The sequence below is a fragment of the Gilvimarinus agarilyticus genome (assembly GCF_000832015.1).
GTDB lineage: Bacteria > Pseudomonadota > Gammaproteobacteria > Pseudomonadales > Cellvibrionaceae > Gilvimarinus > Gilvimarinus agarilyticus.
The window spans coordinates 2,134,103-2,153,847 of sequence record NZ_JXCJ01000001.1 but is presented as its reverse complement, the minus strand read 5'-3'; the positions used below and the strand labels follow the sequence as shown (position 1 = coordinate 2,153,847).

Here is a 19,745-nt window from a genome sequence, read left to right as displayed (position 1 = left end):
CGGGTTTTAGTTTTTTTCGGTGTCCTCGCCTTCTTCTGGCTTGGCGTCTTCGGCTGCATCGGCAGGCAGGTTGTGCACTTCGTCGTAGGCTTTTTTAAGGGCCATGAGTAGATCGGCTTTCATGGCATCGGCGGTTGCGTAGGTAATAGGTAGCTCGTTTTCGTCGTCATCAACCAGCAACACGGCCTCGGCTACGATGCGGGCGTTGCGGGCGCGATCGTCATTAGCAAAGGCGCTGGTGATGCGTTCAAAGCTGCCATAGCTAAGCTCTTTTTTAATGGCTACGTCGATGTTTAGGGTGTCATTTTCACCACGCTTCCATTTAGCGGTTTTGCGTACGGTCTCGGCGCTGGTGATACCGCCAAGTTTTTGCAGTTGTTGTAGTGCGTTCATGGGTTACCTATGTAAAAAATAAAGCCCGCACAAGGCGGGCTAAGGATTGGGGTTAGGGGCCACCATCACCTTTTTTCATCAACACTGGCGAGCCAGACATTTTGACCGCTACCGTGCCACCCACCATGGCGTTAATGGTGAAGCTTTGTGGCATGCTTTTTACGTGACCACGAAACAGGCTGTAAGCCCGCCCAGTGACAGCGGTGGTAAAGTCGAACCCGTCGGCATGGGTGCCGCTGGGTTCTTCTGTGCCATCGCTCCAGCCAACGGCCCACTGAAGCACGGGGCGCGGGCTTTGTGTCATTAGCTCGTACATGCGGTAGTGGCTGGGAATGTCTGGGTCCAGGTCAATGGTTAACGAGACATCGCCGGGCTGAGCCATGCCGCCTTCGTACTCGAAGCCTTCATCGTCCAGACCGGTAATATCAATGTCGGTAAGTGGTGCATCGATACCATCGATGTTTTTGGGTTTATGTACTTTCACTGTTGAGTCATCATCAGGATCGATGAAAAACAGGTGGGTACCTTTTGATAACTTAGGCATAGCTTGCTCCCAATATTGCTTTGGGCCCGTGTCGCCTCACGGCGAGTGATGTACCTACCAATAGGCAGGCGGTTAGTGCGCACGGTCGCGGCGCCTCACGGCGGGGCTAGGTGCGGCTTTTTGTTTGTTTAACGCAGCGGTAAAAAGCTAACGTCAAACGAATAGGTATATTCTTTGGTATCCGGGTCGCGGCCTTCACCGTTCCAGCTAACAACATCGGCCACTTGCTCTAGGCAGTTGCGCACGGCGCGGGCGGCGTTTACGGCATCGTTTTGTTGTGTGCCATAGGCGGTAATTTGCACGCGGTAGCCGTCGTAATCGGGCGTGCCGGCCAATACGTTTTCGGGTGCGCCGCTTACGGTGAACCAAATAAGGTATGGCGGTACCGCATCATCTGGCGCGGTGCCAAAGGCGTAGATGCGCGGTGGGTCGCCAAGCTCGGCTTGTACGCCGGCGTCGTTTTCGCAGCTGGTGAACACGGGTGCTAGCATTTAGGGTTACCCATAAAAAAGCCCCCGCGAGTTAACCCGCGAGGGCTTGTGTGTTTGGCTCCGGGGCACCAGCCCAGCCAATTACGGTGCACCGTTACGGCCGCGTTTGCGCAACCCAGTTAACGGTATAAGTAGCGTCCTGCTACTTAATTTTGTTTAAGCGTTTTATGGCACGGCCCGTCCAGGCGGCGCCGTGTTTTGCGATGGTGGCAAACACTTCGGCCGGGTTGTTCTCGGCCGCGGGGCGTAAAAACGGGTCGGGCTGTACAAAGCGTGTGCCGAATTCTTTATAGCGCCAGTAGTAGGTGATGCCACCCGGTGCGCCTTTTTTGGGCTTTAGGTATTTGTGGCTGGCTTTGGCTTTTGCCGTTAGAGCCGATGGTTTTTTAGCGCCGCCCAGCACACCCACGCGAAATTTAATATTGCCGGTGCGTTTGTAGTAGCTGTTAGAAAACCGCTCGACGATGTTTTTGCTAATGCTGGTTGGCGTTTTGGCATCGTCGAATGTATCGGCTTTTTGTTTTGCTGCCCCGCGTATGACTTGCGCCCCTTTTCGGGTGGCAAAGCGCATTCCTTTTTTGCGGTAGTCCTCACCCAGTGCCCGCAACCGTTTTGATATGGTGGCTATGCCTTCTATGTCGGCGGTTATTTGGTCTGACATCGCTAGGCCTTAATCTTTGAATGAAAGTAAATGCCCACCACTTAGCGAGTATCGCATTTGTAACTCGGCAATGTTTTCGTCAAACAAACGGTACTGGCGCATGCTCAAGCTAACCGATGTACCGCAACTAAACTCCAGTTTTGCATACTCATCATCACCGGAAAGATCAAAGCCAAAAATATCAAAAAGCGTGCTGCGAATTGAGCTAAACGATTCTACAACAACGCAGACCGGCATCTTGCCGCAGCACTTACAGTAAGGCCGAGCGGGTCCCGCAGAAATTGTGCTAGCCATCACTCACACCCGCCTTGCACACTAAACGCCACTCTCGGCGGCCGGTGCGGTCGGTTGAGGTGCCGGTGATGTCGTAGATGCTGCCGTCGTGCAGTATCCGCCAGTTGGCTTTTAACCCGGGGAACCAGCGCAGGTTTATGCGGGCGGCGACTTCGGCATGGCTGGCACCGGCGGCGGTAAGCTCACGCCCGGGGCCGGTGAGTACTTCAGCCGGTATGTTCTCCATGGTTTGGTTGTCGTCGCTTACGGCGGGCAACCATTGGTAGCTTAGGGTTTCGCCGTTGCGCACCTGCGTTTTGTGCTGGAATGTGATGCGATGGCGTAGGTTACCGGAACGCATAAACAGTTCCTTAAATTAGGTCAACTTCCAGCGGGGCGATTAACGCGCGATAGCTGGGCAGTTGGTAGGTTTGGCCGGTGGTAACGGCCTCGCGAAATTCGTATAAGTGCGCGGCCCACAGCAGCGCGGCTTGGCGGGCCTGTGTGGGCAAATTACCGGTGGTGCCACCTTCGCCATCGCTTTGCACATAGCCGGCGCGGTAAAGCACCGTAACGGCGTTGGCGTTGCCGCGCTGGATGGTGGGCCACTGTTTGCCAGCAGCGGGCTGTATAAAGGTGGCTACATCGCTAATGGTAATTTGATAGTCAGCCTCCGGTAGTGTTTGCTCGGTACCAGCGGTATCGATGTATTTAATGCTGACCACCTCAATAAGCGGTGGCCGTGGCAACTTAATTACGGGGGTAAACCCAGCACCGGTTAACGTCCACGTGGTGTCGACCATAGCGCGGTTGGTGTCGCTGGCCACTTGGTCTAGCCCTTGCGCCGCACAGGCGGTTAGGTAGGCGTCATCTAAGCTGTGCGTGACGTTGGTTTGGGCTTTGATGTCGTCCAGCGTGATTGGCTGGACGTCAGCCACAGATTGTTTAACCAGGTGCATGGGTTTACTTACGCCCTTTATTTTTTGGCTTGGGTGCGTTCAACGCTTTTTTGGCGTCTTCGTGCACAATTTTTTCCAGCTTGTTGCTTTTGCAGTACGCAATGGCATCGTCGCTGGTATCGATGCGACCAGCTTTTTCAAGCGGTATAGCGACCTTGGCTTTGAACTGAACGTAGGTGTTTGGGCTGTATGAAACACCCTCGATTACGTCGCTCATAAGCACGCGCGCTTGCACGCTGGCGTTGGGGTTTACCTCGGGCTCGGGCGGCGGGTTTGGCGCCGGCGGTGTTGGGGCTTGCTGTGGTTCGCCTGTGGTGGTTGTCTGGTCCGGCGCACCGGGCGCTTGCTGTTCTGGCTTGTCTGTTTGATCTGGCATGGCTTTACACCTTTGTTGGTTAAGGTTCAGTGGCGGCGTACCGCCACTGCCCGGCAATTACCTACCGCTTAGGTAGATGAGTTTTGGTAGTGCTTAAGCGCACCGGCATCGGTTAAGCGGCTGTCGCTGCGCAGGAATGCCAAGAAGCCGACTTGGGCCTTACGTGTGTAGGCCGAGTCGGTCATACGGAACAACATCATTTGGCGCACATCGCGGATGATGAACTTGCTAAAGTCACCAAACAGCATTGATTTAGCATCGGCCGCCATTACGGGCATATCTTGGTTGATGGCATACGCGTAGCGGTAGATGGTGTCGGGGGCGTCATCACCAACACCGGGCAACCAGAGCGGACGATTTTGGTCATCACGAATGTCTTTTAAGTCGCGCAGGGTGTTGTCATGGAACATAAGCGAGCAAGCGCCAGAGCGGCGGTAGGCCGGGTCGACACTGTGAATTAGCGCATTGATATCGCTAAAGTCGACGCTGGTGGCTTTACCTGTGGCACCAACTTTACCCGCACCCGACGCCGGTACCGCACCTTGCGGCTGACCGGTACCTGTGCCCACGGTGTACATGCGGTTGGTAATTCGACCGATCCGCATACCAAGGCGACCATACAGGTGGGCCTCTAAATCAATGCCAGTGTCTTGCAGCAGCTGGAATGGCACGGCCACGCCTTTAGAGCTGAACATGAAAGCGCCCAGGCCAACGGTGCCAAAGCTTGGGTCTTCGTCGTCCACTTCGGTGTTTTCGGCAATTAGCTCGCCTTCTTCGCTGGTGGCGTCGGTGGTTGGGTAGTTAATGGTTGCGCCACTTTCAGTAGACATGATGGTGGCAACATCGCGCATACCGCCAAAGTCTTTTAGCGACTCAATTAAGCGATCGCCAAATTGCTCGGGCACCAGGTAGCCGCCTTCCGCTGGGGTGCCGGTACTCATGGTGTTTTGCACTTTGGCGGCTTGCTCGGCAACGTATTGTTGTTGATCAGGCGTTAGAGCATTTACCCCGCCGCGCAGGTAGGTTTGGAAAATCTCGCGATCTTTCTCGTTCGCTTGTGCTGTGCCGCGTTTGTTGGCAGGTTTGCCGGGCTCTTGCTCTTCACGGCGGTTGCTCATGTGTTCAGACGCTTCAATGTCGAGAATGTCTTGGTGGCGCTTCATGCTGTTGTCGATTTCTTCGACCTGCGCCTTGAGGTTATTGTGGGTTTCTTCGGCTTCGGCGTCCCACTTGGGGGCGTTGTCGCCATCGAACTTATCAAAGTGGTTGCGCATTTCTTTTGCGAGGCCGTTACGTTTTTCCCGCAGCGCTTGGATTGATTGTGCCATGGTATTTCTCCTAGTTTAAAAACAAAAAAACCCGCACATGGCGGGTTGGTGGTGGTGCGCGCGGGGCGCTTTAAAATTGGGTTAGCTTACGCCGAGCTCTAACATATCTAGGTAGCGGGCCATGTGGGCGCGGTCTGGCTGTGGTGGCTCGGGTGTTGGTTGCTCGGTTAGGGCTTTGGGTACGTTTTTGTAGGCTGATAAATTCCAAGCGTTGCGGTTTTTCGCGGCTTGGGCGTCGTCGCCGGTGTAGATGTCTTGAATAAAGCCATTGGCTTTTGCATCGGTGGCGCTGAACCATGTTTCGTCGTCCATCCACTGTACGATTTGATCGCGCTCTTTACCGGTGGCGGCGGCGTAGTCGGCCCCGATGGCGTCGTCGATTTGCTCAAGCAGATCGCCGGTTTTACGTACGTCGTGCCGGTTACCAAAAGCGAGTGTCCAGCTATTGTGGACCATAAAGAAAGCGCCCGCCGCCATGGTGCGGGTTTTACCGCCAAGCGCCACGGTGGTGGCGGCGCTGGCCGCAAGACCGTCGATCATTACATGGATGTTGCCGGGGTATTGCTTTAGGCGCGTTTGAATGGCGCGGCCCTCGAACACATCACCGCCCGGGGAGTTAATACGCATCTCAAAGTCGGCACCGCCAAAGGTTTCCATGGCGTGAGCCATGTCGGTGGCGGTTACGCCAAACCACGGGTCGATAATGTCGTACAGGTACAGCACGTTGCCGCTGTCGGCTTGCTCGGCACGCAGATTTTTTTTGCGGTCTTTGTTGTCGATAATCAGCTGCAGCAGTTGTTGCATGTTACGCATCGGGTTTCTCCGTTGTTGGCTCGGCAAACGGGGCTGCGCCGACTAGCCGTGGGTCGTAGGGTTGGTCGTATAGGTCGCTGTCCATGGGCGGCATGTTTTCTAGCTGGCGCACCTCATTAATGGACATGTAGCCAGGCACGTTGGAGCCGCCAAGGGCAGATTTGTAGGCTTCGTTACGCTCTTTGAGCGTGCCGCGCATTAAACCGGCCGGGTTTGTTTCGACGAACTGTTCGGTGCGCATAAAGAGCTTGCGGTTTAGCTCTTGATCCCAGCGAACCATGTGGGGGCTGAGTGTATAGCGGACAAAGGCGGTGCTCATCTCGGCCATGCCGGTGCCCCAGGCAGTAACGTTTTTGCCTTGATTGACTAAAAAGCCCGGCACGCCGATGGCGGTGCAGATATTGATGTTTTCGAACTCGCGGCTTTCGAGTAGCTGGCTATCGGCGGCGCTGATTTTTAGTTGCTCGATGCTTAGGCCTTTGCCAATGGTAAGTGGCTTTTTGCCTTTGCCAGTGCCGCCGTAGGTAGCAGCCCATGCCTCGCGGAATGCGGCTTGGTCTTCGGGGCCCCACTTGCTGTCTTTGATTACGGCAAAATCGGAGTGCACGCCGTTTTTAAAGAAGTCACCGGCGAAGCTCTCCATGGCCATGGCCATGCCAACGCTTTGACCGGCGGCGTATTTAACAGCCGATAGGCTGCGAGTGCCGTTAAAGCCGAAGCCGGCAAAGTGCAATATGTCGTCTTGATCAAACCCGCGATGCACACCGTTAAGCACGATGAAATACACCAGGCGATTGCCGCGTTGCTCGACGTGTACGTTATTGGCGCTTACGGGTAAAAGCTCTACGGGTTCGCCAAAGGCGTCGCGCAGGATGACGGCAAAACCGTCGCCCTCTAGCAGCATGCAGGCGGTTATAAACTCCCAGAACATGGCGGCGCTCATGAGTGGGGTTGGTTGTAAATTTAGCAATACGCTTAGCGGGTGGGCGCTGTCTTTGTCGCGGCCGGCGGCGGTTTTGCGGTAGATGGTGCGTGGCATGGTGGCCATGGCGCCGGCTAACAGCCGGATGCAGGCGTAGACGATGGCAACGCGCATGGCGGTTTTGCTGGTAACGACGGGGCCGGCGCTGCTGGCGACAAAGCCCATGGCCTCTGTGAATTCGGTAATACTCTGGTAGGTGCGGGCTTCGTTGTCGTTACGCACGGCAGGAACGGCAGCGGCCTCTATGATTGGCTCTTGTCGCTCGGCTACGGGTAGCGCGCTTTGCGTTTTATTAAACCAGTTTAGCTGCATTAGAGTTCCAAAAAGTCTTGATCGTCGGTTTCGTCTACGCCCATGGCAAGTGCTATGGCCATGATGGCGGCTACGGCTGGGTCGATTTTCTCTGATACTTTGCTTTTGTCTGGCTTGATGTCGCCAGCGGCGTTTGTTTCTGTAACCACGTTGCTTATTGCCCAGGTTAGCAATGGGTCGTTGTGCTCAATTTGGCCGGTTAGCACTAGCCGCAAAAGTTCTTTTGTGGGCGCTGACATGCTGGCAAAGCCTTGGCCGAACTTGACCATTGGAATGCCCTGTTCCGTTAGATCCGTCACCAGCTGCGAGCTGTTCCAGCGGTCGAACGCAATACCTTGCACATCGAAGCGATCGCACGCTTGGAGGATGTCTTTTTTAATCCAATCGTAATCGACAACAGCACCGGGCGTTACGATTAAGTGGCCGCTGTCTTTGTATTGCTCAAGGGTTTTGTCGCCCTTTTTAAGCCGACGCTCTAACGCGGCTTGCGGTAAGTAGGCGCGTTGGATAACGCGGCGCTTGCCACCCGAGTGCGGGAAGCACAGGCTAAATGAGCACATGTCCTCAACGCTGGCGAGGTCTAACCCGCCGTAGCATTCGTCGCCATCAAGCTCGGTGTCGGCGTCTTCGTCCCAAAGTTCGATGGAATCAAAATCAGTTTTGCAGGCGGCCCAGGCCTCCATGTTCATCCAGGCTTGTTCGCCGTACACCCAGATGTTTAGGCGCTTGGTTAAAAACTCGACCTTGCTGGTGGCGATGTGTTTGGCCTCGGCGCATTGGGCGCGGAGGTCGTCAAGGTCTACGGATACGCCCAGGTTGGGGTTGGCTTTTATCCATTCGCTTTCGTCGTCCCACTTTTTCTCATCGTCTAGCGTGTAGATGATGCCGAAGAAGGTGTCGTCTTCAATGCTGCGCTCGAGTACTTGTATCGTGTACTGGCGGCGGCTGTAGCAGTAGCTGTTGTGGTCAAACCCTGCTGTGGTAATAGCACGCAGTACGGGCTGTTTGCGGGCGCCCATGGCGCTGCGCAGTACGTCCCATATGCCGCTGTTTGGGTGGGCGTGCAGCTCATCAACCAAACCGGCGTGGACGTTGAAGCCGTCCATTTTTTTGTTGTCGCGTGACAGCGGCAAAAACTTACTGCGTTTGTGCAGTATTTTGTGTTCTTGCGGGTCAGTCACCCGCAACAGCTGCGGGCTTTGTTCGATCATCGCTTTGGCGCTGTCGAAGATCTCGCGGGCCTGCTCTTTCTTTGTTGCGGCGGCGTAGACCTGTGCCCCGCCCTCGTTATCGCCAATCAGGTAAAAGTTACCGGCGGCGGCGATGCGGGTGGTCTTACCGTTTTTACGGCCGCATTCTTCATAGGCCATACGAAAGCGGCGCGTGCCGTCTTCTCGGATCCAGCCAAATAGGTTGGCATCGATGAAGCACTGCCAAGGCTCTAGCGTTAGTAGCTTGCCTTCCAAGTCGCCTTGATAATGTCGGCAGTAGCGGCCAACAAACCGAAAGTAACGCGCCGCGTGGTACTCGCTAAAGTACAGGCCGCGCTTATGGGCGTTCTCGATGTCATCAAACCATCGGTCAACCGCCAATCGCACAAACTTACACGCGGGCACTATGCCGGCTTTAACGTCGTCCGCGTACTGGTACGCTTTGTCCAGCCACGCGCGGCCCACGTCAACATCGGTCATTAATCTAGATCTAAACTGCCCTGCGCTGGGTTTTTGATATCTACAGACTTACGGGCGCGAGGGCTCAAGAAAAACTTATCCGAAACTTTCTGATAACGGTTGGCGTGGCGCTCGCGTGCTACAGCCCACGGTGCCAGCTGGTGGTAGTTATTTGGCGTGGATTGAAGCTCGCCAAGTTCATCACAAAGTCGCGACGCTTTAAGGTATAGGGCCCATGTTTCGCAAAGAATTTGGAACTGCCCCAAATCCACTTCGGTAATCATATTGGCCTTAACCAAACGCTCACCGATGTAATACCAGTGTTCCCGGGCGACATCACTAAGGTTGCCAGGCACCTTGGGTATCCGGGCGACCAAGCCCTGAAAGGTTTCACCCTTATCAGCCGCGGTACTCGAGTCGGATTTTTGGAAATCCTTCATCGGTATGACTGCTGCTGATTTTGGTGTACTCATAACCCCGAGGCTTTAACCCCCCCCTATAAAAATTGGCTCTCGCGAAAAGTAAGTTTAGGGCGCGGTGTCCGCTGGGTTACTGTAAAACTTTTTAGTACCCCCTGCCCCTTAGTGACTCGGCTTGCGTCTTCTCTTTGTCGCAGGCCTTGCAGATCGTTTGCAGGTTTTCGTCGTCATCGGTGCCGCCTTCTTCAAGCGGTATGATGTGATCGCAGATACCGGCACGCGGGCCGTGGAGTTCTACCCCGACCAACTCGCCTTTACGGCTGTGTATCTGACATAGAAAGCTATCACGGTTGAATATCCGCTCACGCTTGCGACGCCATGGTCTACCACCACGGCCCGATTGTTTCTTTTTGGCGGCTGGCTTATCCCACGCTTTGCGCTGTGGGCATGGGCCGCTGTGTGGCTTGCTGCATTTGGCGCACCAGCTGGGTGGCTTTGACGGCACGGTTAAAGCGCTTCGCCTTCATCGTCAGCATCTAGGCTGCCGGCCTGCTCTTGCGGTTCATCACCACCAATAGCCTGCATTAGCTCGACATGGGCAACCACAAACACCTCGGTTAGTTCAGCCACTTGCGCGGTAAACTTGTCGATAGCGGCGATCAAATCTTTGTTATCAGTCGCCATATGGTAAGCAACCTTCAATAACTGCGTTTAGCTCAGCCATATGGCTGCGCAATTGGTTACGCTCAATCAGGTAAGCGTCGGCCACTTCGGCTATTGTGTCTTGCTCACTTACCGATGCCGTCGCATACACAGGCGCAACAGGCAACGCATCGACATCGACGCACTCAACACGCACAGGAACTACACGCTCGCGGTATTCAACAACAGGGGTGGTGCCATGGCAGCCGGCCAGCGCCGGGCTAAAGCCAGCAACACATAGGGCCAGAACAATATTAACGTTGCGCATGCTTAATCAACTTAACCCTTACCTGCTCACATGTGTGAGCATGGTCTGCTTTAATTTCTTCAATGCGCTTATCATAATCAGCCGCCATAATTGCCGCACTGGCCAAAGCATCAGCACGGCGCCTCTTAAGCTCGGCAACATCCACGCCGTACTGCTCTATATCAGCGTTAAGCTGTACAACCTGCGCGCTACACGATTGCTCGTTAKCCGACACAATCGCCTTGCTTAACTTAACCGCTTGCAACTCATTAGCTAACGTATCGGCTTGATGCTTATAGATAGCGACTGCCGTTAACAGCGACACCAAAGCCGCCAACACGACACCGCCCACCAGGTAAACTAAATTACCCGACATTAGCGCCTTAATTTTTTGGCTCATTCTTCTGTATCGTCTTGGTTAACGTGTCTAACTTAGAGTTAAACACCGTCTCAAGGTAAAACGCCGTGCGCCCACCAGCATGGCCAGCCACACCCACCATAGCTGCCAACAGCAGCGGTGGCACGTTATAGCTGGCGCCAATCAAATAAACCAACACACCACTAAAGCAGCTAATACACATCTCGCCCAGTAGCTCAATAAACGAAAACATATGCACCGTTCCCCGCTTAATTCGAGTCAGGTAGTTAACCGTGCCGCCCCAAGCCGCAAGCACCAGCATGAGCGCAACCGTTAACGCATTGAAATTATTAGGGTCTTTGTAAGGCACTAGCTACGCTCCAAATCGCTTAGCGTTTTCAATGTATTCAGCCTCAGTGCCAGCACCAAGGCGCGTGTTGTAGTGTCTTTTCCAGTAAGCCGCGCGGCCTTCAACCGTGATGGGGAAAAGGTCAGGAATCAAAATATAAAACAAACGGCACATCACCATGCTAGCCAGCGGGCTATGGTCTAGCTCGCGATGGTCTAACGCGCGGACATCAATATTAAACGCCTCAAACACCATACCCACATTGTGCTCACGGGTGCGGTCTTTAACATCGTTGAACGCAATTAAATCTATCTGGCAAAGCCCGCGCCCAGCACCATCCGGTGAAGGGTCACGATACTGACCACATTGCGTTTCCTGCGCTGCTGTCTCTATCAGCATTTGCATAGCGTTGTTGTTAACGCCACGGCCCAGCACGTCGCACACATTACGCGCGTAGTCACGCACATGCTGTGGTCGAGCCAAGCCGTAAAAAACCATTTATTCAATCCAAAAAAAAAGCCGCTCTGAATAGAGCGGCAATGAGTACTTAGGAGTAAGGACATTAAGATAAAGCGGCTTCACACAACTACCGTGAGCATGCCGTATTTATACGCCCTTATTCTCACGGTGACAAACCAACGCTAACACCGTTGACGTTAATCCTGTGGATAACTATTGGAAACCCTTGGCAAATCAGCGCCATACAAACGTGCATCCAAAATCACATGCGCCGCATCACGACGCCGATACATCGTAGCTACCGACACTTTTAATTTTTTAGCACGCACTCGCGCCGCCAGGTCACCATCAAAATAAAAAACATGCACACACTCGCGCAAATCATCCGGCAACGTCGCAACCGCATCGGCCGTATCCATCGCGCTATCATTCACCGCCACCGTCCGCTCACGCGCCACACGCGTTTGCACCCCTGTCGCCGTCTCTGTTGCCGCCGCAAAGCGCAACCGGTGCACGGTATGCTCGCCACTCGCATCCACAATACGCACCGGCACATGCTGCGCCACACGCTTACGCTTGCCTCGCGAGTACTCTGCCGTGCGGTTATCAATCATCGCGCCCATAGGCGAACCAAAACCGCCACCAAAGCCGCCCATTGTCTGGTCTGCCCACTCACACAAGCGCTCGTGTATTCGATCAATCATAAATCCCCCGTTATTTACTCTGGTCATGGTGGTCACCCTTGCCAAAATTAGGGTGACCGGCTACAGCCCTTGCTATTACTACTCTGGTCATGGTGGTCAGGGTGGTCATAGTTAAATTACGCACACACTAGGCAGTTAAAAAAATAATACGTAACGTAAAAGTAAAAACACGCGCGCGTGTATAGTGAAAAACACCCTGACCACCCTGACCACCCTGACCACCCCACGCCACACGCGGGCCCTAGCTGGTCACACTAGTGGTCACACTCGCGTACCCTGACCACTAAAAACTATCGGACACACCCGCAACCGGCGCAATACTCCAATCACTAGGCGCCTCATAAGCCGATTCACGCTTACCACCCGGCGCACGCGCCCGCACCTTATGCCACCTAAGCCGCGCCATAATTTGCCCAATCCGCTTTTGCTCAGGCGGCTTCATTTGTGCAGCGGCCAAACCTAACCCCTCCTCCATAATCTCGTACATCGTCACCCGGCCTTTTGCCAAGCCATACAAATACCCCTCAATCTTGTCTTGCCATACATCCTCATCAAACCGCGCATCCTGTTGCGGCTCAAAAAATCGCTTGTGCTCCTCCAATGGGTACCAGGTAGCACCCTCTTTAAATAAATGGAAGGCCTCAGCCCACAACTGATCCCTATCACGCTGCAACGCCTCTTTATCTACCCTCGAGCACTTAACCGGCCAATACCGCCGGTTGCCCGTTGCGTCTTTAAGGTAAGCATCTTGGTTAGTCGAGCCGGCAAACACACACTGCCGTGCAAACGTTTGCACCATACGCCCGTAACTGGGCCGGTACTTATCAACCGATGACCCGAAAAATTGCTTCGCACGGGTACTCTCTGCTTTGTTCAAACTATCAAGCTCGGCAAGCTCAATAATCCAAACCCCCTGCATTTGCTGAAACCCATCCTTAGCGCCAATCTCCAAAGGCGTATCCGTAAACCACTCCCCACCCAAAATACTCAGCGCCGTTGATTTACCCAGCCCCTGCAAACCCTCAAAAATTAAAACGTTATCAACCTTCACCGGCGGGCGCATCACACGCGCTACCGCGCCAACCATCCAAAACCGGCTTACCAAACTGTGGTAAGTAATGTGGCCCTCAATAGCACCCGATGGGTTCGACTTATCCTCTAAGCTCTGCGCTCCCAAGTAATCGTGCAGCCACGTATCCACACGCGACACACCATCCCACTTAAGCCCCTCCAAGTACTCACGCACCGGGTGAAACCGGCGTCCCTCAGCAGCCACTACAACCGCACCCAGCGCGTCAGCGTTTTTTGGGGTAAAACCGTAATTTTCACTTAACCAAATGCGCAGGCGGTCGGTGTCGGTGTCCGTCCATTCGCCCGGCTCACTGTGCGCAAACGGTGGGCGCTTACGCTTCATAATGCGGTAACTAAAATCACAGTAGCCCAACACACCCGAAAAGCGGGTATCGTTGTCCAGCACCAGCTTAGCGTTGGCAATGTCCGCCCTAATATCGTTATTGTCGTTACGCTGAAAATTATCCGTCCAGCTAGGCGGGCGCGTGGCTCGCTCTTGTGCAAACTTCGCCCTAACAAACGCATTCACATCGTCATCAGTCATACCTTGCCGGGCATCGTGCTCTAGCCATTCTTTAGCCACAGCTGCCGTTACAAAGTCTTTAAACGCCGTCTTTTTCATACGGCGTTCAAGCGTTGCATCCCATACCTCACCCGAGGGCGCCAAATAAAAAAACCGCTCTAACACAGCGGCTAAATCCATACGGCCTGCAACCTCACTGGCTTCCAAAACGGTCTTATCCCCCAACAACGGCTTGCGCACCGTCGGCGAGTGATTAGGCGAGTTTTCGGCTTCGCCTTCGTAAGCATCCGGCGGTATTTCATCCCACGGTGGCGGCTCGTTATCATCCACAGGGGCCGGCATTTTCTCGTGCCCCTCCAACGCCGCCAACAGCTGATCTTTTACCGCCTGCAAACCCGCCTCTATGTGCAAGTCGTTAAAATCGGTTTTACTTCCAGCCATACAAAACCTATTCGTAATAGCCCGTAGCAGTAACTACGACCCGTTATACATATCCCATCAGCTTAAATTTCCTGAGTGCAGCTGGCGGCGTCTTTGTCATACCAAGATCCATAACAGGATCCGCGATGTACGCTGTGGCATGCGATCGCGAGCTTCTAAAGACAATACTATTCGCGCGTGCGGTGGCTATGGCCTCTGCTCTAGTCTCCGCCCTAACGATTACCTTGTCTTTTTTCGGGCTACGCTTATTTAAATTGTCCAAACGAACGACCCATATTGGTCTTCGAACATTCTCAGTCATCACGCCACCTCACTAAACACAGGCAACACCACCGCCGCGCCGCACTCATTCGCAGCCTCACGCGCTTTGGTAATACCGGCATTTTTGGTTTGGCTGTCGTCGTCAGCCGCGATTAAAAACTTTAGGGAGGGGTAGCGCGACCGGAACATTCGCACCACAGGCGGGATATTACCGCAATCAAACGTTACCACCACAGGCCAGCCGGTAGCCTCGTGAATGCTTGCCGCCGTGGCGTAACCCTCAGCAAAGGCCAGCACAGCGGTTTGCTCGGTAATTTCGCCTACCAGATGATAACAACCGCTTTTACGGCCGTGCTTTAAAAACGCTTTATCGCCCGTTTTATAAATAATTTGCAGGTTAACCAGCTCGCCACCTTCGTCAAACAACGGCACCACCAGCTGGCCTTTTTTCAAGTACCGTAACGAGTCATCCTTACTGCGGTTTTTAAAAAACGCGTTAATCTCAGCGCGGCCGTGTATCAGCCGCAATTGCTCTGGCGTTTCGCCAAACACAATCACCAACCCTTTTTGCACAAAGCGCACGCCGTACGCACCCACTTGTTTTTTAGCCAGGTATTCGCTCTCACCCTCGGGTACCAAGCCCAGCCAAATGTACTGCGCCGCCTCGGCAATGCGCTTATGCCATGCGGCCGTCTCGGCTTGCTCGCGGGCTTCCACCTCAGCACGCTTTTTGGCGCGGGCCTCACGCTCAATAGCAAACTCGCGTTTCTCGGCATCGGTCAGCTCGCGCTTATCAAACTCAAAGCCACGGCCCATAGCCTGCTTAAACAGCGTGCCAATACCTACACCGCCGCTGGCCTTAATGCTTTTCCACGTCGCTAAACAGTCGCGGGGTTTATAGCTGTCGGCGTTTTGGCTCCAAGCATCAAACACATCAAAAGCATCGGCAAACTCGCTTTTAATCGCCATACCCACCTGCACCCAATCGTCACGCGAGCAATCCGCGTCAATAAACTGCAACGCATTAACTACATCGCTTAAACTGCACTGCTCATACTGGCTCATAACCACAGCACCCCGCGCTCTATCAGCGTTTGGCACTCAATGCAGGTTTGCACACCTGGCACACCCGCGCGTCGCGCCTCGGGTATCTCATAGCCACAGCTCTCGCAATCCACCGCGCTTACCGGTACCGGCGCCGCCGCCCTCGCCTGCTCAAATCGCGCCATCGCGCGGTCTTGTTCTATTTGTGCTCTATCCGCAATATCCATAACGCACCTCACATAAACTGTTTGGCGCGCTCAAGCACCATAAAGCCGCCCTGGCACATACGCATTACCGCACGTTCTAGCTGTGCCATTTCTTCCGCATCCACCACCCCATCGGCCAAGCTTTCTTGCACCTTGCGGCTTAACTCGCCTACCCGGGTGACCGTCTCGGTAATGTTGTCCAACATCGCCATATCGCTGGGCGAATTTTTAACCCGGCCAATATCCACCCAAATCGCGCCGTACTGCGCACACAGCGCATCCAGCACACGGCCATCCCGGGTAAGCTGTAAAATGCCCTCAACCTCTACCGCGGTTAATTTGTGCGTGTCCTGCGTCGGGTTTAACTTGTTTTGCAGCGTGCGCGGGTTCCAGCCAAAGGCACCGGCTACCGCCGGCACGCCACCGGGGAAGGATCTAACCGCCTGGTAACAGGCAATCTCCAAACTCAAACAGCTGTCGTTATTTTCATTGTTCATGGTGTCACTCCTAAATAAGCACCGTATTCATCCCCCGCCGCAACCACCATAATGGCGGCTTGTAAGCGATGGACTACAAAACGTATGGAATATCTCGCACAGACAAACCCAAAACCGGCAGCTACCTTTACCAGTGCCACCGCCCTTACCGACGCCCCCAGGATGGGATGTCAGGGACACCGCATTGGATTGCCAAGGGCGGTGGTTTTATGCGGCATCAACCTCAGATCGCGGGCCATACACATCAGGCCGAATCTCATAACGGGTAATGGTTGCACCCCGCTTTCTAAGCTCAGCCTCTATCGGCCGCACATATTCAGCCGGAATCTTTCCCGACTTATTTACCCAATAGCCAACGGTTTGCTGCTTAACGCCTGTTATCTCGGCAACGGCCACCTGTCCACCAAGCAGCTCCACGACTTGTTTAGTAATTGATCGAATGCTCACACGAGGTCACCTCAATAATGTTCTCAGGMACTCAAAATACAAACATATCTGTATTAAGTCAACAGATATATCTGTTTGCCGGAAAACAAAAAAATTTGTACCCTAAAACCCATATAGGGTTATTTAGAGTGCGCCCCCTTTCCAAACTTAGACTTGAGTGTCAACCATCAATGGCAACCACCTACAGCGAGCGTTTACGCTCCGCAATGGATCGAAAAAACGTTAAGCAAACAGAGCTCGCCAAAGCTGTTGGTATTTCGCAGCAAACAGTTCAGCATTTGCGCACGAAGGGCAAAGGCTCCAGCCACACGGTAAAGATCGCTAAATACCTAGATATCAGCCCCGACTGGCTGGCATCTGGCACCGGCCAAATGGAAAAACACACCATCCCCAGCAAAAAGGCGCGCCCTCAAAGCCCCGATTTCGACTATGACGAAGAGCTTGTAAATGAATTAATTCTCGAAATTGAGCAGGAAGAGAGGCACCAAACGAAAACGCACAGCAACCTAGCTGAAAGCCCCACACGCCCATACAATAAAGTACCGCTGATATCGGACATACAAGCTGGCAACTTCTGCGAGGCCGTAGACAACTTTGCTCCTGGCGATGCCGAAGAATGGATCCCCCGGCACATGCCCTCTTCAGAGAGCAGTTTTGCCCTGCGCGTAAAAGGCGAAAGCATGCAGCCTGTATTCCAGCCGGGAGAAATAGTTGTAGTAGACCCAGAGCGCGCGCCCACATCCGGTAGCTACATAGTGGCCAAACGCCTCAGCGACCAAGGCGTCACCCTCAAACAGCTAATGCAGGAGGGGCCAGACAACTACCTAAAAGCTGCAAATCCAGACTGGCCCGAAAGGATTATCAAAATGACAGAAGAATGGCACGTCTGCGGTGTGGTTATTTACAGTCACAGAGTGCACATCTAAAAACAGCGGCCCAAATAAAGTGTGTCGCTATCCAAGGGAAATTATAAAATCAGGAGGAAACATGAAACTAAAAGCACTTTGTCTGCTTATCCTAACGTCAGCTCCACAGCTCTTATACGCCGAAACCACCAAAGAAATAGCCAAATGCGCCGCGACCTCAGCCGACGCAACCAGGCTAATCTGTTATGACGACCTCGCTAAAAGCCTTGGTGTAGACAAGCCAAAAACAACCCATAACACAGGCGCGGGCAATTGGTCTGTAACCACCAAAGTCTCACCAATAGACGACACCACCAACGTTTACATGAGCGTTCAGGCCGACGAGAGCGTACAATCAGGATACAAAAAAGTGCGGCCCTCACTCCATATTAGGTGCAAGGAAGATAGCACCGATGTCTACTTTAGCTGGGGTCTTTATCTCGGCACAAAGTTTACAAGAATACTCACCCGTTTAGACAAAGAGGAAGCCAAAGACAGGCTATGGAACATATCGACCGACCGTAAAGCTGCTTTCGCGATCGACAACGACATATTGCCCTACATAAAAAACCTGTTTGGAAACGATAAATTATTGGCTCAAGTAACCCCCTACGGGGAGTCCCCCGTGATGGCCACCTTCTCCATTACTGGCACTGAAGAGGCCATAAAGCCATTAAGAGAAGCCTGCCACTGGTGAGCCTTAACAGGTAATAGTGAAAAAGCCCGCCTACTGCGGGCTTTTTTGTGTTTGCTAAACTTAAAATATACCCATATAGGCACAAATCAACTTAAAGATAACCTATACATAAATATTCGACATCACACCTCGGCCCCACTCCAACAAAAAATACAGATAAAACTGTTGCAAAATACAAACACTTCTGTAATCTATCAATACAGACATATCTGTTATTTTTTATTTGAGGGCAACCCCATGCACATCTACATACACCCAACAGCGCTTAAACCCGTACAAGTGGCACGGCTAGAGGCCCAAACCAAACGCGTTGCCGTAGTTGTGCGCAAACACCGTGTAGAGCTCGTTAAGCCCCTCGGCTACAGCCAGCCCACCGGCCCGTTCGGGGGTGCCGCCGCATGAAGTGCGTTAACTGCTCAACAGAAAACACCCAAGTCCCACTAGATCGCAACGGCACAGAGTTTGTCGGGTGCACCTTCTGCCGCCACGATGTGGCAACCGGGCTTAAATGGCTTCAATGGTGTCGGGCAACCAACCCAAATAAAACGCACCAAACCCCAGAGGGCGCGGGAGAGCCAAACCTACAGCCCGATTGGTCAAGCCTCGACATGGCTATTGACCCCGACGCACACATCGAGCAGCCCGCAGCCGCCACAGAAACCCCCGCCCCAGAAGTTGAGGGAGTACGAAACCTATCTGACATTGCCGCCCTTGAGTTCATCAGTCGCCTCGACATAACCAAAGCCGAGCAACCCGCCGCCACAGAAACCCCTGCCCCACAGTTTCTAGAAGCCGCCGCCAACCACATGCGTAACCGCGCCAAACAGCGCGACAGCCAAGGTGGCGAGCGCTCAATGGCCAAAACCGTAGCCGCCTTTAACACCATCTACGGGCAACAGCTCACGGAAGAACAAGGCTGGCAATTCATGACGCTACTCAAAATGACCCGCTCGGCCCACGGCATCTACGTGCAAGACGACTACGAAGACGGCGCCGCCTACTTCGCGCTGGCCGGCGAGACAGCCTCGCGGGGCCGCGAATGACCACAACCGCCGAACTACTCGACCTGATCGCCGAGCAAAAAGACTTAATCATCAACCAAAACGATCAGCTCGACCAAATGCAGCGCCAGCTAAACGCCATGCGCGAGCACCTGGCAACCGTAACCGAAGCACTACCCGGCAACGCATTCACAACCGGCATTCTCTACGGAGGTTTTACCGATGAATCAGCTACCCATAACCGTCCAAAAAGCCGCCCAACAACTCGGCACCGGCCCTGTACGACTTTACCGAGCACTGCGCGAGGCAAACATACTGCAAAGCCGCCCGGGTGCTAAAAATTTGCCGCACACCAAATACGTGCACGCCGGCTACTTCCAAATAGCCAACACCCAATACCGCACCGGCCCCGTTACACACAACGTGCAAAAAACACTCGTAACGCCGCTGGGCTTAGCTTTTATCGCCGAGGTGCTTAATGGCGAACATGACATGGACACAAATGGGCACCTGGTGGCTACAAAGCAACACCGGGTACCGCATCAGCAAAATGCTATCGCACGGTGAACCCGGCTACCTAGCCTGGTCACCCAACAACAACGGCCGGCACCA

The 19,745-nt window shown here is 53.7% G+C and carries 29 protein-coding genes; 4 read left to right on the top strand and 25 right to left on the bottom strand.

Features of this window, described 5'->3' with window-relative positions; translation table 11 throughout:
- Positions 1-6: 6 nt before the first annotated feature.
- The 25 genes from SD69_RS09235 to SD69_RS09115 form a co-directional block, all read right to left on the bottom strand.
- Positions 7-393, bottom strand: a complete 387-nt coding sequence (locus SD69_RS09235) for a phage tail assembly chaperone family protein, TAC (RefSeq protein ID WP_041522988.1) — start codon at positions 391-393, stop codon at positions 7-9.
- A 52-nt stretch (positions 394-445) separates the two neighbouring features.
- A complete protein-coding gene (locus SD69_RS09230) occupies positions 446-937 on the bottom strand; it encodes a phage tail tube protein (protein ID WP_041522987.1) in 492 nt (163 codons plus the stop codon).
- A 128-nt stretch (positions 938-1,065) separates the two neighbouring features.
- Positions 1,066-1,428 carry a tail completion protein gp17 gene (gene gp17 / locus SD69_RS09225; RefSeq protein ID WP_041522986.1) on the bottom strand — a complete coding sequence of 121 codons (363 nt, stop codon included), beginning with the start codon at positions 1,426-1,428 and terminating at the stop codon, positions 1,066-1,068.
- 142 nt (positions 1,429-1,570) lie between these two features.
- Complete coding sequence (locus SD69_RS09220; RefSeq protein ID WP_052481028.1) at positions 1,571-2,089, bottom strand: HK97-gp10 family putative phage morphogenesis protein; 519 nt, start codon at positions 2,087-2,089, stop codon at positions 1,571-1,573.
- 9 nt (positions 2,090-2,098) lie between these two features.
- Positions 2,099-2,326, bottom strand: coding sequence for a hypothetical protein (locus tag SD69_RS09215; protein WP_041522985.1), 228 nt, complete (start codon positions 2,324-2,326; stop codon positions 2,099-2,101).
- A 49-nt stretch (positions 2,327-2,375) separates the two neighbouring features.
- Positions 2,376-2,723, bottom strand: a complete 348-nt coding sequence (locus tag SD69_RS09210) for a phage head closure protein (protein WP_041522984.1) — start codon at positions 2,721-2,723, stop codon at positions 2,376-2,378.
- 10 nt (positions 2,724-2,733) lie between these two features.
- Positions 2,734-3,321, bottom strand: coding sequence for a head-tail connector protein (locus SD69_RS09205; RefSeq protein ID WP_041522983.1), 588 nt, complete (start codon positions 3,319-3,321; stop codon positions 2,734-2,736).
- Between the two features lie 4 nt (positions 3,322-3,325).
- On the bottom strand, positions 3,326-3,697 hold the full coding sequence (locus SD69_RS09200) for an ETC complex I subunit (protein ID WP_041522982.1): 372 nt from the start codon (positions 3,695-3,697) through the stop codon (positions 3,326-3,328).
- 68 nt (positions 3,698-3,765) lie between these two features.
- Positions 3,766-5,025 carry a phage major capsid protein gene (locus SD69_RS09195; protein ID WP_041522981.1) on the bottom strand — a complete coding sequence of 420 codons (1,260 nt, stop codon included), beginning with the start codon at positions 5,023-5,025 and terminating at the stop codon, positions 3,766-3,768.
- Positions 5,026-5,106: 81 nt separating this feature from the next.
- Complete coding sequence (locus tag SD69_RS09190; protein WP_052481027.1) at positions 5,107-5,838, bottom strand: head maturation protease, ClpP-related; 732 nt, start codon at positions 5,836-5,838, stop codon at positions 5,107-5,109.
- Positions 5,831-7,132 (bottom strand): phage portal protein, encoded by a 1,302-nt coding sequence (locus SD69_RS09185; protein WP_052481026.1) that lies wholly within the window; start codon positions 7,130-7,132, stop codon positions 5,831-5,833. Before SD69_RS09185 ends, SD69_RS09190 begins: the two co-directional genes overlap by 8 nt.
- On the bottom strand, positions 7,132-8,823 hold the full coding sequence (locus SD69_RS18085) for a terminase large subunit (protein ID WP_052481025.1): 1,692 nt from the start codon (positions 8,821-8,823) through the stop codon (positions 7,132-7,134). The genes SD69_RS09185 and SD69_RS18085 overlap by 1 nt, the downstream gene beginning before the upstream one ends.
- Entirely contained in the window at positions 8,823-9,242 is a 420-nt protein-coding gene (locus SD69_RS09175; RefSeq protein ID WP_041522980.1) for a P27 family phage terminase small subunit, read from the bottom strand. The genes SD69_RS18085 and SD69_RS09175 overlap by 1 nt, the downstream gene beginning before the upstream one ends.
- Before the next feature lie 124 nt (positions 9,243-9,366).
- Entirely contained in the window at positions 9,367-9,726 is a 360-nt protein-coding gene (locus SD69_RS19195) for an HNH endonuclease (RefSeq protein WP_084591530.1), read from the bottom strand.
- A gap of 2 nt (positions 9,727-9,728) precedes the next feature.
- Positions 9,729-9,905: a hypothetical protein gene (locus SD69_RS18765; RefSeq protein ID WP_157471649.1), complete on the bottom strand. Its 177-nt coding sequence runs from the start codon at positions 9,903-9,905 to the stop codon at positions 9,729-9,731.
- On the bottom strand, positions 9,895-10,191 hold the full coding sequence (locus SD69_RS09165; RefSeq protein ID WP_041522979.1) for a hypothetical protein: 297 nt from the start codon (positions 10,189-10,191) through the stop codon (positions 9,895-9,897). The genes SD69_RS18765 and SD69_RS09165 overlap by 11 nt, the downstream gene beginning before the upstream one ends.
- On the bottom strand, positions 10,178-10,570 hold the full coding sequence (locus SD69_RS09160) for a hypothetical protein (protein WP_041522978.1): 393 nt from the start codon (positions 10,568-10,570) through the stop codon (positions 10,178-10,180). Before SD69_RS09160 ends, SD69_RS09165 begins: the two co-directional genes overlap by 14 nt.
- A complete protein-coding gene (locus SD69_RS09155) occupies positions 10,554-10,898 on the bottom strand; it encodes a phage holin family protein (protein WP_041522977.1) in 345 nt (114 codons plus the stop codon). Before SD69_RS09155 ends, SD69_RS09160 begins: the two co-directional genes overlap by 17 nt.
- A 3-nt stretch (positions 10,899-10,901) precedes the next feature.
- Positions 10,902-11,375 carry a hypothetical protein gene (locus tag SD69_RS09150; protein WP_041522976.1) on the bottom strand — a complete coding sequence of 158 codons (474 nt, stop codon included), beginning with the start codon at positions 11,373-11,375 and terminating at the stop codon, positions 10,902-10,904.
- A 158-nt stretch (positions 11,376-11,533) separates the two neighbouring features.
- On the bottom strand, positions 11,534-12,040 hold the full coding sequence (locus SD69_RS09145) for a hypothetical protein (RefSeq protein WP_157471648.1): 507 nt from the start codon (positions 12,038-12,040) through the stop codon (positions 11,534-11,536).
- 283 nt (positions 12,041-12,323) lie between these two features.
- Entirely contained in the window at positions 12,324-14,075 is a 1,752-nt protein-coding gene (locus tag SD69_RS09140) for a virulence-associated E family protein (protein WP_052481024.1), read from the bottom strand.
- Positions 14,076-14,375: 300 nt separating this feature from the next.
- Positions 14,376-15,401 carry a PriCT-2 domain-containing protein gene (locus SD69_RS18080; protein WP_052481023.1) on the bottom strand — a complete coding sequence of 342 codons (1,026 nt, stop codon included), beginning with the start codon at positions 15,399-15,401 and terminating at the stop codon, positions 14,376-14,378.
- Positions 15,398-15,607, bottom strand: coding sequence for a TraR/DksA C4-type zinc finger protein (locus tag SD69_RS09125; protein WP_041522973.1), 210 nt, complete (start codon positions 15,605-15,607; stop codon positions 15,398-15,400). The genes SD69_RS18080 and SD69_RS09125 overlap by 4 nt, the downstream gene beginning before the upstream one ends.
- A gap of 8 nt (positions 15,608-15,615) precedes the next feature.
- Positions 15,616-16,083, bottom strand: a complete 468-nt coding sequence (locus tag SD69_RS09120) for a phage regulatory CII family protein (RefSeq protein WP_041522972.1) — start codon at positions 16,081-16,083, stop codon at positions 15,616-15,618.
- Between the two features lie 207 nt (positions 16,084-16,290).
- Positions 16,291-16,530, bottom strand: coding sequence for a YdaS family helix-turn-helix protein (locus SD69_RS09115; RefSeq protein WP_041522971.1), 240 nt, complete (start codon positions 16,528-16,530; stop codon positions 16,291-16,293).
- A gap of 17 nt (positions 16,531-16,547) precedes the next feature.
- On the opposite strand from SD69_RS09115, the gene SD69_RS18075 reads away from it, so the two are divergent.
- The 4 genes from SD69_RS18075 (at position 16,548) to SD69_RS09095 (ending at position 19,700) form a co-directional block, all read left to right on the top strand.
- Positions 16,548-17,456: a LexA family protein gene (locus SD69_RS18075; protein WP_084591529.1), complete on the top strand. Its 909-nt coding sequence runs from the start codon at positions 16,548-16,550 to the stop codon at positions 17,454-17,456.
- Positions 17,457-17,517: 61 nt separating this feature from the next.
- Positions 17,518-18,132, top strand: a complete 615-nt coding sequence (locus SD69_RS09105; protein ID WP_052481021.1) for a type VI secretion system-associated protein TagO — start codon at positions 17,518-17,520, stop codon at positions 18,130-18,132.
- 398 nt (positions 18,133-18,530) lie between these two features.
- Positions 18,531-19,175: a DUF6378 domain-containing protein gene (locus SD69_RS18945; RefSeq protein ID WP_198144081.1), complete on the top strand. Its 645-nt coding sequence runs from the start codon at positions 18,531-18,533 to the stop codon at positions 19,173-19,175.
- A gap of 180 nt (positions 19,176-19,355) precedes the next feature.
- Entirely contained in the window at positions 19,356-19,700 is a 345-nt protein-coding gene (locus SD69_RS09095; RefSeq protein WP_041522970.1) for a phage antirepressor KilAC domain-containing protein, read from the top strand.
- Positions 19,701-19,745 lie beyond the last annotated feature (45 nt).